Source organism: Citrobacter sp. LUTT5 (genome assembly GCF_009905315.1).
In the GTDB taxonomy this organism is placed as follows: Bacteria; Pseudomonadota; Gammaproteobacteria; order Enterobacterales; family Enterobacteriaceae; genus Citrobacter; species Citrobacter freundii.
The window spans coordinates 1,839,949-1,856,491 of record NZ_CP047606.1 but is presented as its reverse complement, the minus strand read 5'-3'; the positions used below and the strand labels follow the sequence as shown (position 1 = coordinate 1,856,491).

The 16,543-nt window shown below is 53.8% G+C and carries 11 protein-coding genes; 9 read left to right on the top strand and 2 right to left on the bottom strand.

The features are described 5' to 3' along the window. Positions 1-89: 89 nt before the first annotated feature. The 8 genes from GUC46_RS08675 (at position 90) to yegQ (ending at position 13,057) form a co-directional block, all read left to right on the top strand. On the top strand, positions 90-1,337 hold the full coding sequence (locus GUC46_RS08675) for an MdtA/MuxA family multidrug efflux RND transporter periplasmic adaptor subunit (protein ID WP_044711353.1): 1,248 nt from the start codon (positions 90-92) through the stop codon (positions 1,335-1,337). Next, on the top strand, positions 1,337-4,459 hold the full coding sequence (locus GUC46_RS08670; RefSeq protein ID WP_130714520.1) for an MdtB/MuxB family multidrug efflux RND transporter permease subunit: 3,123 nt from the start codon (positions 1,337-1,339) through the stop codon (positions 4,457-4,459). The genes GUC46_RS08675 and GUC46_RS08670 overlap by 1 nt, the downstream gene beginning before the upstream one ends. Further along, positions 4,460-7,540, top strand: a complete 3,081-nt coding sequence (gene mdtC / locus GUC46_RS08665) for a multidrug efflux RND transporter permease subunit MdtC (protein WP_139935557.1) — start codon at positions 4,460-4,462, stop codon at positions 7,538-7,540. After that, positions 7,537-8,946, top strand: coding sequence for an MFS transporter (locus GUC46_RS08660; protein WP_160180103.1), 1,410 nt, complete (start codon positions 7,537-7,539; stop codon positions 8,944-8,946). Before mdtC ends, GUC46_RS08660 begins: the two co-directional genes overlap by 4 nt. Further along, positions 8,946-10,349 (top strand): two-component system sensor histidine kinase BaeS, encoded by a 1,404-nt coding sequence (gene baeS, locus GUC46_RS08655; protein WP_003841761.1) that lies wholly within the window; start codon positions 8,946-8,948, stop codon positions 10,347-10,349. The genes GUC46_RS08660 and baeS overlap by 1 nt, the downstream gene beginning before the upstream one ends. Then, the gene (gene baeR, locus GUC46_RS08650) at positions 10,346-11,068 is read left to right on the top strand and encodes a two-component system response regulator BaeR (RefSeq protein WP_003036797.1); all 723 of its coding nucleotides are present in this window, start codon (positions 10,346-10,348) and stop codon (positions 11,066-11,068) included. The genes baeS and baeR overlap by 4 nt, the downstream gene beginning before the upstream one ends. A gap of 135 nt (positions 11,069-11,203) precedes the next feature. After that, positions 11,204-11,536, top strand: coding sequence for a YegP family protein (locus GUC46_RS08645; RefSeq protein WP_003841759.1), 333 nt, complete (start codon positions 11,204-11,206; stop codon positions 11,534-11,536). A gap of 159 nt (positions 11,537-11,695) precedes the next feature. Further along, positions 11,696-13,057, top strand: coding sequence for a tRNA 5-hydroxyuridine modification protein YegQ (yegQ, locus tag GUC46_RS08640; RefSeq protein WP_130714518.1), 1,362 nt, complete (start codon positions 11,696-11,698; stop codon positions 13,055-13,057). A gap of 270 nt (positions 13,058-13,327) precedes the next feature. Here yegQ and clpA read toward each other — a convergent pair whose 3' ends face one another. Next, positions 13,328-15,604, bottom strand: coding sequence for an ATP-dependent Clp protease ATP-binding subunit ClpA (clpA, locus tag GUC46_RS08635; RefSeq protein ID WP_003036804.1), 2,277 nt, complete (start codon positions 15,602-15,604; stop codon positions 13,328-13,330). Between the two features lie 30 nt (positions 15,605-15,634). Next, positions 15,635-15,955 carry an ATP-dependent Clp protease adapter ClpS gene (clpS, locus tag GUC46_RS08630; protein ID WP_003036810.1) on the bottom strand — a complete coding sequence of 107 codons (321 nt, stop codon included), beginning with the start codon at positions 15,953-15,955 and terminating at the stop codon, positions 15,635-15,637. Positions 15,956-16,278: 323 nt separating this feature from the next. On the opposite strand from clpS, the gene cspD reads away from it, so the two are divergent. After that, positions 16,279-16,503 (top strand): cold shock-like protein CspD, encoded by a 225-nt coding sequence (cspD, locus tag GUC46_RS08625; protein WP_003036813.1) that lies wholly within the window; start codon positions 16,279-16,281, stop codon positions 16,501-16,503. The last annotated feature ends 40 nt before the right edge of the window (positions 16,504-16,543 follow it).

Genomic DNA, 16,543 nt, shown 5'->3' with positions numbered 1-16,543 from the left:
TGTTTCATAATTCCTCCATTTTTCTCCCTTGTTCGCTGGCTAAACTAGTATCATTCCGCGAATCGTTTCAGGATGAGAAACTCATAACAATGAAAGGCAGTAATAAATCCCGCTGGGTGATAGCAATCGTGATCGTCGTGGCCGCCGTCGCCGCCATCTGGTTCTGGCAAAGCCACAGCGCTTCCCAGGAAACCGCACCGGGCGCTACCAAACCAGCGCAGCACACGCCTGGGTCGGCACGCCGTGGAATGCGCTCCGGACCGTTGGCTCCCGTGCAGGCTGCCACCGCCACCGAGGAAGCCGTTCCACGTTACCTGACAGGGCTGGGTACCATTACTGCCGCCAATACCGCCACGGTACGTAGCCGGGTGGACGGTCAGCTCATTGCCTTACACTTTGAGGAAGGACAACAGGTAAAAGCCGGCGACCTGCTGGCAGAGATAGATCCCAGCCAGTTCAAAGTCGCTCTGGCTCAGGCGCAGGGACAACTGGCAAAAGATAAAGCCACGCTGGCGAATGCCCGTCGCGATCTTGCCCGCTATCAACAGTTGGTTAAAACCAATCTGGTCTCCCGCCAGGAGCTGGATGCCCAGCAGGCGCTGGTCAATGAGACGTTAGGCACAATCAAAGCGGATGAAGCCAGTGTCGCCAGCGCTCAGTTGCAGCTCGACTGGAGTCGGATAACCGCACCTGTCGATGGTCGTGTCGGCCTGAAGCAGGTCGATGTCGGTAACCAAATTTCCAGCGGCGATACCACCGGGATCGTCGTCATTACGCAAACTCATCCCATCGACCTGATATTTACTTTGCCTGAAAACGACATTGCTACCGTGTTGCAGGCACAAAAATCGGGGAGCCAGGTGAAGGTCGAAGCCTGGGACCGAACCAATTCACAAAAACTGAGTGAAGGCGTCCTGCTCAGTCTCGACAATCAGATTGATGCCACTACAGGAACCATCAAAGTTAAAGCCCGTTTTAACAATCAGGATGATGCGTTATTCCCTAACCAGTTCGTCAACGCCCGCATGCTGGTCGACACACAGCAAAATGCCGTTGTGATCCCAACAGCAGCCCTGCAGATGGGCAACGAAGGGCACTTTGTCTGGGTACTGAATAGCGACAACAAAGTGAGTAAGCATCTGGTTAAACCGGGTATTCAGGACAGCCAAAAAGTGGTGATCGCCGCTGGGTTGTCCGCAGGCGATCGGGTCGTGACTGACGGTATTGACCGTCTGACGGAAGGCGCAAAAGTCGAAGTCGTTGAGGCGCACGACGCCTCTGTTTCCGATGAGAAAACAGCGCCACGCGGATACGGCAAAAAAGGAGCCAACTCCTGATGCAGGTGTTACCTCCGGACAACACAGGCGGACCATCGCGCCTGTTCATTCTGCGCCCCGTCGCCACTACGCTGCTGATGGTCGCGATTTTGCTTGCCGGTATTATCGGTTATCGCTTTCTGCCAATCGCCGCCTTACCTGAAGTGGATTACCCCACGATTCAGGTCGTGACGCTCTACCCTGGCGCCAGCCCGGACGTTATGACCTCGGCGGTAACCGCGCCGCTTGAACGTCAGTTTGGCCAGATGTCTGGCTTAAAACAGATGTCATCACAAAGCTCCGGTGGCGCATCGGTCGTTACGTTACAGTTTCAACTGACGCTCCCGCTGGATGTTGCCGAGCAAGAAGTTCAGGCCGCGATTAACGCCGCCACCAATTTATTACCTAGCGATCTACCTAACCCTCCGGTCTACAGCAAGGTAAACCCGGCAGATCCGCCGATCATGACGCTGGCGGTCACTTCCAGCGCCATGCCGATGACGCAGGTGGAAGATATGGTCGAAACCCGCGTCGCGCAGAAAATCTCTCAGGTATCCGGCGTGGGTCTGGTAACACTTTCCGGTGGGCAACGTCCGGCGGTCCGCGTGAAACTTAACGCTCAGGCCATTGCCGCACTCGGTCTGACCAGCGAAACCATCCGTACGGCCATTACCAGTGCCAACGTCAATTCAGCAAAAGGGAGTCTTGATGGCCCAACGCGCGCCATTACCCTTTCAGCTAACGACCAGATGCAGTCCGCAGATGAATATCGTCAGCTCATTATTGCCTATAAAAACGGTGCACCGGTTCGCCTGGGCGATGTCGCTACCGTCGAACAAGGAGCAGAAAACAGCTGGCTGGGTGCATGGGCAAATAAGCAACAAGCTATAGTGATGAATGTGCAGCGCCAGCCTGGGGCGAACATCATCGCCACGGCAGACAGTATCCGCCAGATGCTGCCACAGCTCACCGAAAGCCTGCCCAAATCGGTTAAGGTCAGCGTACTTTCCGATCGCACCACCAATATTCGTGCCTCTGTTGCAGACACCCAGTTCGAGTTGATGCTGGCGATAGCGCTGGTGGTGATGATTATCTACCTGTTTCTGCGCAATGTTCCGGCGACGATTATTCCTGCAGTCGCCGTACCGTTGTCGTTAATCGGCACCTTCGCGGTGATGGTATTTCTTGATTTCTCCATCAACAACCTGACCTTAATGGCGCTAACCATCGCGACAGGCTTTGTTGTGGATGACGCTATCGTGGTTATCGAGAATATTTCACGCTATATCGAAAAAGGCGAAAAACCGCTGACTGCTGCCCTGAAGGGCGCGGGCGAGATTGGTTTTACCATCATCTCTCTGACGTTTTCATTGATTGCGGTATTGATCCCACTGCTATTCATGGGCGATATCGTCGGGCGTTTGTTCCGTGAATTCGCCGTTACGCTGGCGGTGGCGATTCTGATTTCCGCCGTTGTCTCGCTCACTCTTACGCCGATGATGTGCGCGCGTATGCTGAATCAGGCCTCATTGCGTAAGCAGAATCGCTTCTCCCGCGCCTCAGAGCGAGTGTTTGATCGCGTCATAGCCGGGTACGGTCATTGGCTGGCAAAAGTACTTAACCACCCGTGGCTGACGCTGAGCGTAGCGCTCGGCACGTTGGCATTGAGCGTCATGCTATGGGTTTTTATCCCCAAAGGTTTCTTCCCAATCCAGGACAACGGCATTATCCAGGGTACGCTACAGGCACCGCAGTCCAGCTCATTCGCCAGCATGGCCGAGCGCCAGCGTCAGGTTTCAGATGTCATCCTTAAAGATCCGGCGGTAGAGAGCCTGACCGCTTTTGTCGGCGTGGATGGTACTAATCCGGCATTGAACAGCGCGCGTTTGCAAATCAACCTTAAACCACTGGATGAACGTGACGATCGGGTGCAGAAAGTGATTGCGCGCTTACAGGACGCGGTTGACAGGGTTCCCGGAGTTGACCTTTATCTTCAGCCTACTCAGGATCTGACGATTGATACTCAGGTGAGCCGGACGCAATATCAATTCACGCTGCAAGCGACATCCCTTGATGCCCTCAGCACCTGGGTTCCACAGCTGATAGCAAAACTAAATCAGCTACCGCAGCTGTCCGACGTCAGCAGCGACTGGCAGGACAAAGGGCTGGTAGCGTATGTGAACGTCAATCGCGACAGTGCAAGCCGTTTGGGCATCAGCATGTCAGATGTCGACAACGCCCTGTACAACGCCTTCGGCCAGCGTTTGATTTCGACTATTTACACCCAGGCAAATCAATATCGCGTGGTGTTAGAACATAACACCAACAATACGCCGGGGCTTGCGGCACTGGATACAATACGTCTGACCAGTAGCGACGGTGGCATAGTACCGCTCAGCGCGATCGCCAGTATTGAACAGCGTTTTGCCCCGCTGTCGATTAACCACCTCGATCAGTTCCCGGTCACCACCATCTCGTTCAACGTGCCAGACGAACATTCGCTGGGTGATGCGGTACAGGCGATTCTGGACGCCGAAAAAACGCTTAACCTGCCCGCAAATATTACGACCCAGTTCCAGGGTAGCACGCTCGCCTTCCAGGCCGCGCTGGGAAATACCATCTGGTTGATTGTGGCTGCGGTTGTCGCGATGTATATCGTCCTCGGCGTGCTGTATGAGAGCTTTATTCACCCAATTACTATTCTCTCCACGCTGCCGACGGCGGGCGTCGGGGCACTGCTGGCGTTAATGATTGCCGGCAGCGAACTGGACGTCATCGCGATTATTGGCATTATTTTGCTCATCGGTATCGTCAAGAAAAACGCCATCATGATGATCGACTTTGCCCTTGCCGCGGAGCGCGAACAAGGCATGGCGCCGCGCGATGCTATTTTCCAGGCCTGTCTGCTGCGTTTCCGCCCAATTCTGATGACTACGCTGGCGGCACTGCTCGGCGCGTTGCCGCTGATGTTAAGTACCGGTGTGGGCGCAGAGTTACGCCGTCCGTTAGGCATTGGCATGGTCGGTGGACTGCTTGTGAGTCAGGTATTAACCCTGTTTACCACCCCGGTAATTTATCTGCTGTTTGACCGTCTGTCGCTGTATGTGAAAAGCCGCTTCCCGCGTCAGGAAGAGGAAGCGTAAATGAAATTTTTCGCGCTTTTCATTCATCGGCCGGTGGCGACCATTCTCATTTCGGTGGCTATCACCCTGTGCGGTATTCTGGGCTTTCGTCTGCTGCCGGTCGCTCCGCTGCCGCAGGTGGATTTTCCGGTGATTATGGTCAGCGCATCATTACCCGGTGCCTCCCCTGAAACGATGGCGTCTTCGGTCGCAACTCCGCTGGAGCGCTCGCTGGGCCGCATCGCGGGCGTAAACGAAATGACTTCGAGTAGTTCGCTTGGCAGTACGCGTATTATTCTCGAATTCAAATTCGACCGTGACATCAATGGCGCGGCGCGGGACGTTCAGGCCGCGATTAACGCCGCGCAAAGCCTGCTGCCCAGCGGGATGCCGAGCCGACCAACGTATCGCAAAGCTAACCCTTCCGATGCGCCAATCATGATCCTGACGCTGACGTCGGACACTTACTCGCAGGGTGAACTGTACGATTTCGCATCAACACAACTGGCGCAGACCATCGCGCAAATCGACGGTGTGGGCGACGTGGACGTTGGAGGCAGTTCTCTGCCTGCCGTGCGGGTAGGACTCAACCCGCAGGCGCTGTTTAACCAGGGCGTGTCGCTGGACGACGTGCGTAGCGCGATCGACAATGCCAACGTGCGTAAGCCGCAGGGCGCTATCGAGAATGATACCCATCGCTGGCAGGTACAAACTAACGATGAGCTGAAAACCGCCGCCGAATATCAACCTATTATCATCCACTATAACAACGGCGCAGCGGTGCGACTGGGTGATGTTGCGTCTATAACCGACTCTGTACAGGACGTTCGTAACGCGGGGATGACCAACGCCAAACCGGCCATTCTGCTGATGATCCGCAAGCTACCGGAAGCCAATATTATTCAGACGGTAGATAGCATTCGCGCCAAATTACCGGAGTTACAAACGCTGGTCCCGGCCGCCATCGATCTGCAAATCGCCCAGGACCGTTCACCGACCATTCGCGCTTCACTAGAGGAAGTCGAACAGACGCTGATTATCTCCGTGGCGCTGGTTATCCTGGTGGTCTTTGTTTTCCTGCGATCCGGGCGTGCGACTCTGATCCCCGCGGTAGCGGTTCCGGTCTCGCTGATCGGTACCTTTGCCGCCATGTATCTGTGCGGATTCAGCCTGAACAACCTGTCGTTGATGGCGTTAACCATTGCCACGGGATTTGTCGTAGATGACGCCATCGTGGTGCTGGAAAATATTGCCCGCCACCTGGAAGCGGGAATGAAGCCACTCCAGGCGGCGTTACAGGGTACGCGCGAAGTGGGATTCACCGTGCTTTCCATGAGCCTGTCGCTGGTGGCGGTATTCCTGCCGCTGCTGTTAATGGGCGGATTGCCTGGACGCCTGCTGCGCGAATTTGCCGTCACGCTGTCGGTTGCCATCGGTATCTCGCTGCTGGTGTCGCTGACATTAACGCCAATGATGTGCGGCTGGATGCTTAAATCCAGCGCCCCGCGTGAACAGTCGCGTAAACGGGGATTTGGTCGCATGCTGGTAGCGCTGCAGCAAAGCTACGGCACTTCACTTAAATGGGTACTGCGCCACACGCGACTGGTGGGCGTGGTATTACTCGGCACCATTGCGCTGAATATCTGGCTTTATATTTCCATCCCCAAAACCTTCTTCCCGGAGCAGGATACGGGCGTATTGATGGGAGGGATCCAGGCTGACCAGAGCATCTCTTTCCAGGCGATGCGCGGTAAACTGCAGGATTTTATGAAGATCATCCGCGACGATCCCGCGGTGAACAATGTCACCGGCTTTACCGGTGGGTCACGGGTTAACAGCGGGATGATGTTTATTACCCTCAAGCCACGCGATGAGCGCCGTGAAACCGCTCAGCAGGTGATCGACCGCCTACGCGTTGCGCTTTCAAAAGAACCAGGTGCGAATCTGTTTCTGATGGCGGTGCAGGACATCCGCGTTGGCGGACGGCAGGCCAACGCCAGCTATCAATACACATTACTGTCCGACGATCTGGCGGCGCTGCGTGAGTGGGAACCGAAGATCCGTAAGGCGCTTGCCGCCCTGCCCCAACTGGCGGACGTCAACTCCGATCAGCAGGACAATGGCGCGGAGATGAATCTGATTTACGATCGCGACACCATGTCTCGTCTTGGGATCGACGTGGCGGCCGCCAACAGCCTGCTGAATAACGCCTTTGGTCAGCGACAAATTTCAACCATCTATCAGCCGATGAACCAGTACAAAGTGGTGATGGAGGTCGATCGACGTTACACCCAGGACATCAGCGCGCTGGACAAAATGTTCGTCATCAACAATGAAGGTAAGGCGATCCCGTTATCGTACTTTGCCAAATGGCAGCCAGCGAATGCGCCACTGTCGGTAAACCATCAGGGATTATCTGCCGCCTCAACCGTGTCGTTTAACCTGCCGACAGGTTCTTCACTGTCAGAAGCGACAGAGGCCATCAACAGAACCATGACCCAGCTAGGCGTCCCCTCCACGGTTCGTGGCAGCTTTGCCGGTACCGCCCAGGTATTTCAGGACACGATGAACTCGCAGGTGATCCTGATTATCGCCGCCATCGCCACCGTCTATATCGTGCTGGGTATGCTGTATGAAAGCTATGTACATCCGCTGACCATTCTCTCCACGCTACCTTCGGCAGGGGTCGGGGCTTTGCTGGCGCTGGAGCTGTTCAATGCCCCATTCAGCCTAATCGCCCTGATAGGGATCATGCTATTAATTGGAATTGTGAAGAAAAACGCCATCATGATGGTCGATTTTGCGCTGGAAGCGCAGAGAAACGGTAAGCTGCAGCCGGAAGAAGCTATTTTCCAGGCCTGCCTGTTGCGCTTTCGCCCAATAATGATGACCACGCTGGCGGCGTTGTTTGGCGCACTGCCGTTGGTGTTATCCGCAGGGGATGGCTCTGAGCTGCGCCAGCCGTTGGGGATAACCATTGTCGGTGGACTGGTCGTGAGCCAGCTCCTGACGCTGTACACCACGCCTGTGGTCTATCTCTTTTTCGACCGTCTGCGTCTGCGTTTTTCGCGTAAAAACAGCAAACCGGTAGCAGAGTTATGACAGAACTTCCCGACAGCACCCGCTGGCAACTTTGGATTGTGGCATTTGGTTTTTTTATGCAGTCGCTGGATACCACCATCGTTAATACCGCGCTTCCCTCGATGGCGGCAAGCCTCGGGGAAAGCCCGTTACACATGCATATGGTCATTGTGTCATATGTTTTAACCGTTGCCGTGATGCTGCCCGCCAGCGGATGGCTGGCGGACAAAGTTGGCGTGCGTAATATCTTCTTCACCGCCATCATCCTGTTTACGCTTGGTTCGCTGTTTTGCGCCGGGTCCAGCACGCTCAACGAGCTGGTGATGGCGCGCGTCTTACAAGGCGTTGGCGGTGCGATGATGGTGCCAGTCGGTAGGCTGACGGTGATGAAAATCGTCCCGCGTGAGCAATATATGGCGGCGATGACGTTTGTCACTTTACCCGGTCAAATCGGCCCGCTGCTGGGCCCAGCGTTAGGCGGAATTCTGGTTGAATACGCCTCCTGGCACTGGATCTTTTTGATTAACATTCCGGTAGGCATTGTCGGCGCGATAGCGACGTTAATGCTGATGCCCAACTACACCATGCAAACCCGACGCTTCGACCTCTCCGGATTCGCGATGCTGGCGGTCGGTATGGCGGTTCTGACGCTGGCGCTCGATGGCAGCAAAGGAACAGGCCTCTCCAGTATCACGCTGGCGGCGTTGGTTATCTGCGGGGTGCTGGCTATTGCGCTGTATCTGAAACACGCCCATCGAAATCCCCGCGCGCTGTTTAGCCTGAATCTGTTTCGCACATCGACCTTCTCGCTAGGTCTGTTCGGCAGTTTTGCCGGCCGCATCGGCAGCGGTATGCTGCCGATGCGGCCGGTGTTTTTACAGATTGGCCTCGGTTTTTCACCGTTTCATGCCGGACTGATGATGATCCCGATGGTGCTGGGCAGTATGGGCATGAAGCGCATTGTGGTGCAGGTCGTTAACCGCTTTGGTTACCGTCGCGTACTGATTACCACCACGCTTGGCCTGTCGCTGGTCAGTCTGTTGCTAATGACCACGGCACTGCTGGGCTGGTATTACGCCCTGCCCTTCGTGCTGTTTTTACAGGGAATGGTCAACTCAACGCGCTTTTCATCCATGAATACCCTGACGTTAAAAGATCTGCCTGACGATCTCGCCAGCAGCGGCAACAGCTTGCTGTCGATGATCATGCAGCTGTCGATGAGTATCGGGGTGACCATCGCGGGTCTGCTGTTAGGCATGTTTGGCCAGCAGCATATCGCCATCGACAGCGGTAGTACGCATAGCGTCTTTATGTATACCTGGTTGTGCATTGCATTCATTATTGCGCTGCCCGCCATTATTTTTGCCCGCGTGCCGAACGACACGCAAACCAATGCGGTGATTTCACGACGCAAAAGGAGCACCTGATGAAGTTCTGGCGGCCCGGTATCACCGGCAAACTGTTTCTGGCGATTTTCGCCACCTGCATTGTGTTGCTGATCAGCATGCACTGGGCCGTACGCATAAGCTTCGAACGCGGTTTTATCGACTATATTAAGCACGGTAACGAACAGCGGCTGCAAATGCTCAGCGACGCGTTAAGCGAGCAGTACGCGCAGCACGGCAACTGGCGATTCTTACGCAATAACGATCGTTTTGTTTTCCAGATCCTGCGCTCTTTTGAACACGACAACGACGATGATAAACCGGGTCCAGGCATGCCGCCACACGGCTGGCGTACACAGTTTTGGGTTGTCGATCAAAATGCCCACGTACTGGTCGGCCCGCGGGCTCCTGTCCCCCGCGACGGTATGCGCCATCCCATCCGCGTCAACGGTAGCGAAGTGGGTGCTGTGATTGCCTCTCCGGTGGAGCGTTTAACGCGTAATACCGATATCAATTTCGACATGCAGCAAAGACGTTCCAGCTGGCTTATCGTCGCGCTCTCCACGATCCTGGCAGCACTGGCAACGTTTACGCTGGCGCGCAGCCTGCTGGCCCCGGTTAAACGGTTGGTAGAAGGCACGCACAAACTGGCGGCGGGCGATTTCACCACTCGCGTTACGCCAACCAGTACGGATGAGCTAGGCAAGCTGGCGCAGGACTTCAACCAGCTCGCCAGTACGTTGGAAAAAAACCAGCAGATGCGTCGTGACTTTATGGCCGACATTTCTCACGAACTGCGCACGCCGTTGGCGGTGTTGCGCGGTGAACTGGAGGCCATTCAGGATGGTGTCCGCCAGTTCACGCCCGACTCCGTTGCCTCTTTGCAGGCTGAAGTGGGTACGCTCACCAAACTGGTTGACGACCTTCATCAGCTCTCCATGTCAGATGAAGGTGCGCTGGCCTATCAGAAATCATCGCTGGATCTTATCCCGCTGCTTGAGGTGGCAAGCGGCGCATTTCGTGAACGCTTTGCCAGTCGTGGACTAACGCTTCAACTCTCGCTCCCGGACAGCATGACGGTATTTGGCGACAGGGATCGTCTGATGCAGTTGTTCAACAATCTGCTGGAAAACAGTCTGCGTTATACCGACAGCGGTGGCGGGCTGCACATCAGCGCCGAACAACGCGAACGTATGGTGTTATTAACCTTCGCAGATTCCGCTCCCGGCGTAAGTGACGAGCAGTTACAGAAGCTGTTTGAACGATTTTATCGCACCGAAGGCTCGCGTAACCGCGCCAGCGGAGGTTCCGGACTGGGGCTGGCGATTTGCGTCAATATCGTACAAGCGCATAATGGTCTGATCCGCGCCGCCCATTCGCCTTTTGGTGGGGTTAGCATTACAGTAGAGTTACCGCTGGAACGCGATTTACAGAGAGATGTATGACTGAGTTACCCATTGATGAAAACACGCCGCGTATTCTGATCGTGGAAGACGAACCCAAGCTGGGGCAACTGCTCATCGACTACCTGCGGGCAGCGAGCTACGCTCCTACGCTCATCAGCCACGGCGACCTGGTTCTGCCTTACGTGCGCCAAACACCGCCCGATCTGATCTTGTTGGATCTGATGCTGCCCGGTACCGATGGTCTGACCCTGTGTCGGGAAATCCGCCGCTTCTCAGAAGTCCCCATCATGATGGTAACCGCTAAAATCGAAGAGATTGATCGCCTGCTGGGGCTGGAGATCGGTGCAGATGATTATATTTGTAAACCGTACAGCCCGCGCGAAGTCGTCGCGCGTGTTAAAACGATCCTGCGCCGATGCAAACCGCAGCGCGAACTACAACAAATGGATGCAGAAAGCCCGCTTATCGTCGATGAAGGCCGTTTTCAGGCCTCCTGGCGTGGGAAGATGCTCGATTTAACGCCCGCCGAATTCCGCTTACTTAAAACGTTGTCACATGAGCCGGGAAAAGTATTCTCCCGAGAACAATTACTTAACCATCTCTATGACGATTATCGCGTCGTTACCGACCGCACCATCGACAGCCACATTAAGAACCTGCGACGCAAGCTGGAGTCGCTGGATGCTGAGCAGTCGTTTATCCGCGCGGTCTATGGCGTGGGGTATCGCTGGGAAGCCGACGCCTGCCGAATTGCTTAAACACTCCTGCCCTTCAGGGCCCGCTGCTCCATGGGGCCCTGGTGACTAGCAACTCTCCAAATATCGCTCATACTCTTTCTGACAACACTGTCGTCAATAACTGTTTGATCTAAAACTTTTAATCAAGGAGTTCATATGGCTGGTTGGTTTGAATTAAGTAAAAGTAGCGATGATCAGTACCGCTTTGTTCTTAAAGCTGGGAACGGGGAAATAATCCTTACCAGCGAGCTTTACACTACCAAAGGCGCTGCGGAAAAAGGGATCGCATCTGTCCAGGCTAACAGCCCTCTGGATGAGCGTTATGAGAAAAAAACAGCGGCTAATGGAAAATTACATTTCAACCTGAAAGCTGCAAACCACCAGATTATTGGTAGCAGTCAACTGTATGCGAATGAACAGTCACGCGAGACCGGTATTACTTCGGTTAAGACCAATGGTGTCAGTCAGACGATAAAAGATAAGACCTGATAAGTACTCGCTCAGCCGGGTAACGTAACGCTGTCGCCCGGCGTTTTTCTTTACCTGCCTTCCCTGCAGCGCTACAATGCCCGCCCTTAATATGGGGGCACTCCCCTAACCGCCTCATTGAATGAGGCGAGTCTGACCTGTCATCAGAACGAGAAAATTATGTTTAAACCGGAACTCCTTTCCCCGGCGGGAACGCTGAAAAACATGCGTTACGCTTTCGCCTATGGCGCAGACGCTGTGTATGCGGGCCAACCGCGTTACTCACTGCGCGTACGCAACAACGAATTCAACCACGAAAACCTGCAGCTCGGTATTAATGAAGCCCATGCACTGGGTAAAAAATTCTATGTGGTGGTTAACATTGCCCCACATAATGCCAAGCTGAAGACTTTCATTCGTGATCTGAAACCGGTGGTGGAAATGGGGCCGGATGCACTGATCATGTCAGACCCTGGTCTGATTATGCTGGTGCGCGAAAACTTCCCTGACATGGACATTCACCTTTCGGTACAGGCTAACGCCGTAAACTGGGCGACGGTGAAATTCTGGAAGCAGATGGGGCTGACCCGCGTGATCCTCTCCCGTGAGCTGTCGCTGGAAGAGATTGAAGAGATCCGCACCCAGGTGCCGGATATGGAGCTTGAGATCTTCGTTCACGGCGCGCTGTGCATGGCTTACTCCGGCCGTTGCCTGCTCTCTGGCTACATCAACAAGCGTGACCCAAACCAGGGTACCTGTACCAATGCCTGCCGCTGGGAATACAACGTGCAGGAAGGGAAAGAAGATGTAGTGGGCAATATCGTGCATAAGTACGAGCCTATCCCGGTACAAAACGTCGAACCCACGCTGGGTATTGGCGCACCAACAGACAAAGTCTTTATGATTGAGGAAGCCCAGCGCCCGGGTGAGTACATGACCGCATTCGAAGACGAACACGGCACTTACATCATGAACTCGAAGGATTTGCGTGCCATTGCCCACGTTGAGCGCCTGACGCAGATGGGCGTGCATTCCCTGAAGATCGAAGGCCGCACCAAGTCGTACTATTACTGTGCACGTACCGCGCAGGTCTATCGTAAAGCCATTGATGATGCCGCAGCCGGTAAACCGTTCGACCCGCAACTGCTGGAAACGCTGGAAGGCCTGGCGCATCGTGGTTACACCGAAGGGTTCCTGCGCCGCCATACACATGACGACTATCAAAACTACGAATACGGCTTCTCTGTTTCCGAGCGTCAGCAGTTTGTCGGCGAATTCACCGGCGAACGTAAAGGTGAACTGGCGGCCGTGCTGGTAAAAAACAAATTCACCGTCGGCGACAGCCTGGAGCTGATGACCCCACAAGGCAATATCAACTTTACTCTCGAGCAGATGGAAAACGCGAAAGGCGAAGCCATGCCAGTTGCGCCGGGCGATGGTTACACCGTGTGGATGCCTGTACCAGAGGATATCGATCTGAATTATGCATTGTTGATGCGTAATTTTGCCAGTGAGTCCACACGTAACCCGCATGCTAAGTAGTTAATTACGGTTATTTTTCAGCGTTCGGAAGATTCTTAGAAATCGATCACATACCGTTTCGTTCATTAAGGGTATTATCCACTCCGCTGAAAAACATAACCCATAAATGCTAGCTGTACCAGGAACCACCTCCTTAGCCTGCGTAATCTCCCTTACGCAGGCTTATTTTTTGCCTGCCGTTTAAACTCTCCGAATCTCCCCAATTCAAATCTTTACTTTCAGGCGAAAAAAAACCGGGCATTACGCCCGGCTCAATTAGGTGATTAAAGATTAATGTGCTGCTTCTGGCTTGTGCTTTTGTGCACTCTGGAAACCATAGGTCAGCTCATTTTTCTCTTTATCCAGCGCAACGGTCACCTGACCGCCATCCACCAGCGAACCGAACAGCAGTTCGTTAGCCAATGGTTTTTTCAGGTTATCCTGGACAACACGCGTCATTGGACGTGCGCCCATTGCGCGGTCATAGCCTTTCTCTGCCAGCCAGTCACGTGCTTCCTGACTCACTTCAAGAGAGACACCTTTCTGATCCAGCTGAACCTGAAGCTCGACGATAAACTTATCAACAACCTGATGAATCACCTCGGTAGAGAGATGATCGAACCAGATAATGTTGTCGAGACGGTTACGGAATTCCGGCGTAAACACTTTTTTGATTTCGCCCATCGCATCAGTACTGTTGTCCTGATGAATCAACCCAATCGATTTACGCTCAGTTTCACGTACACCAGCGTTGGTGGTCATGACCAGCACCACGTTGCGGAAATCCGCTTTACGCCCGTTATTGTCGGTCAGCGTGCCGTTATCCATCACCTGCAGCAACAGGTTAAAGACATCCGGGTGCGCTTTTTCGATTTCATCCAGCAGCAGTACCGCATGCGGATGCTTAATAACAGCATCAGTCAGCAAACCGCCCTGGTCAAAACCGACATATCCTGGAGGCGCACCAATCAGACGGCTGACCGTGTGGCGTTCCATATACTCGGACATATCAAAACGCAGCAGTTCAATGCCGAGGGCTTTGGAGAGCTGCACCGTGACTTCGGTCTTACCGACACCAGTTGGTCCGGCAAACAGGAACGAACCGACCGGCTTATGCTCATGTCCCAGACCGGCACGGCTCATTTTGATCGCTTCAGTCAGCGCCTCAATGGCTTTATCCTGTCCGAATACCAGCATTTTCAGACGGTTGCCCAAGTTTTTCAGCGTGTCGCGATCGCTCTGCGATACGCTCTTCTCCGGGATCCGCGCAATGCGGGCCACTACGGACTCAATATCCGCCACGTTGACGGTTTTCTTGCGCTTGCTGACCGGCATCAGACGCGCACGTGCGCCCGCTTCATCAATCACGTCAATCGCTTTATCCGGCAGATGACGATCGTTAATGTATTTCACCGCCAGTTCGACCGCTGCACGCACCGCTTTGGCGGTATAGCGGACGTCATGGTGCGCTTCGTATTTCGGCTTCAGACCATTGATTATCTGCACGGTCTCTTCTACCGATGGCTCAGTGACATCGATTTTCTGGAAACGGCGCGCTAACGCACGATCTTTTTCAAAGATATTGCTGAATTCCTGATAGGTTGTGGAGCCAATCACACGGATCTTACCACTGGAGAGCAGCGGCTTGATCAGGTTAGCCGCATCCACTTGGCCGCCCGATGCCGCACCCGCACCGATAATGGTGTGGATCTCATCGATAAACAGAATGCTGTTAGTATCCTGTTCCAGCTGTTTCAGCAGCGCCTTAAAGCGTTTCTCAAAATCACCGCGATATTTGGTGCCAGCCAACAGCGAGCCGATATCCAGGGAGTAAAGGGTGCAATCAGCCATGATTTCAGGCACATCACCCTGGACGATACGCCAGGCGAGGCCTTCGGCAATGGCGGTTTTACCGACACCAGACTCTCCCACCAGCAGCGGGTTGTTTTTTCTGCGACGGCACAGTACCTGAATGGCGCGCTCCAGCTCTTTGTCCCGGCCAATGAGCGGATCAATTCCGCCCACTCGGGCAAGCTGGTTAAGGTTAGTCGTGAAGTTCTCCATACGGTCCTCCCCGCCAGCTTGCTCTTCGTTATTTGGCTGATTCCCAGAGTCAGAAGACTGGCTGGGTTCATCTTTACGCGTGCCATGAGAGATAAAATTCACCACATCAAGACGACTTACTTCATGCTTACGCAGCAGATAAGCCGCCTGAGATTCCTGCTCGCTGAAGATAGCAACCAGCACATTTGCGCCGGTAACTTCATTGCGTCCGGAGGACTGAACATGAAAGACCGCACGTTGCAGTACACGTTGAAAACTCAACGTCGGCTGCGTGTCGCGCTCTTCCTCACTGGCAGGCAATACAGGTGTGGTCTGTTCAATGAAGGCTTCGAGTTCCTGACGGAGCGCCACCAGATCCACAGAACACGCTTCCAGCGCTTCGCGGGCCGACGGGTTACTGAGCAACGCCAGTAACAAGTGCTCGACGGTCATAAACTCATGTCGGTGCTCGCGCGCTCTGGCGAAAGCCATGTTTAAACTGAGTTCCAGTTCTTGATTGAGCATAGGCACCTCCCCCAATGTTTATGCCTGCATTCAGGCTTTTTCCAGCGTACACAGCAACGGATGCTCGTTCTCCCTCGCATATTTGTTCACCATCGCTACTTTGGTTTCAGCCACTTCGGCAGTAAACACGCCGCAAATCGCTTTGCCTTGATAGTGAACTGCAAGCATCAGTTGCGTTGCACGTTCTACATCATAAGAAAAGAATTTTTGTAACACGTCAATAACAAACTCCATCGGAGTGTAATCATCATTGACTAATATCACTTTATACATAGATGGCGGTTTTAGCGCGTCGCGCAATTTGTCTTCCGCCAGCAGATCGAAATCCAGCCAGTCGTTCGTCTTACCCATTGTCAGTCGTCATCTTCAGTTACGGTTTCCGGCAGAAAATCTTGCCGCTGACAAGCAGCCTATGCGCACAATCAATCTACCTCAAGTATTAGATAACTATCATCTATTAGTGCCATCCGCGACATCTGTCACATAACCGACAATAGCGTTAACTGCTTCAAATTTTGATGCATTTTTACCCTATTCTGTCTGCCTGGCGCTTGACGCCCCGCCTGATTTCTCTAAATTGTAGTTTCGAGAGTTGGCGAGGTTTTGAACAGCCCCCACTCCGCCACCGGTTCATTCCATCTTACTTATATAAGATTTACGAAGGATGTCGAAGTATGGAAACGGGTACTGTTAAGTGGTTCAACAACGCCAAAGGGTTTGGTTTCATTTGCCCCGAAGGCGGCGGCGAAGATATTTTCGCCCATTATTCCACCATTCAGATGGATGGTTACAGAACGCTAAAAGCCGGACAGTCTGTCCAGTTTGATGTCCACCAGGGGCCAAAAGGCAATCATGCCAGTGTCATCGTGCCTGTCATTGAAGCAGAAGCTGTCGCATAGCTCTTCTGTCTCATTGTGTACATCCCGCAGTCAAAATGCC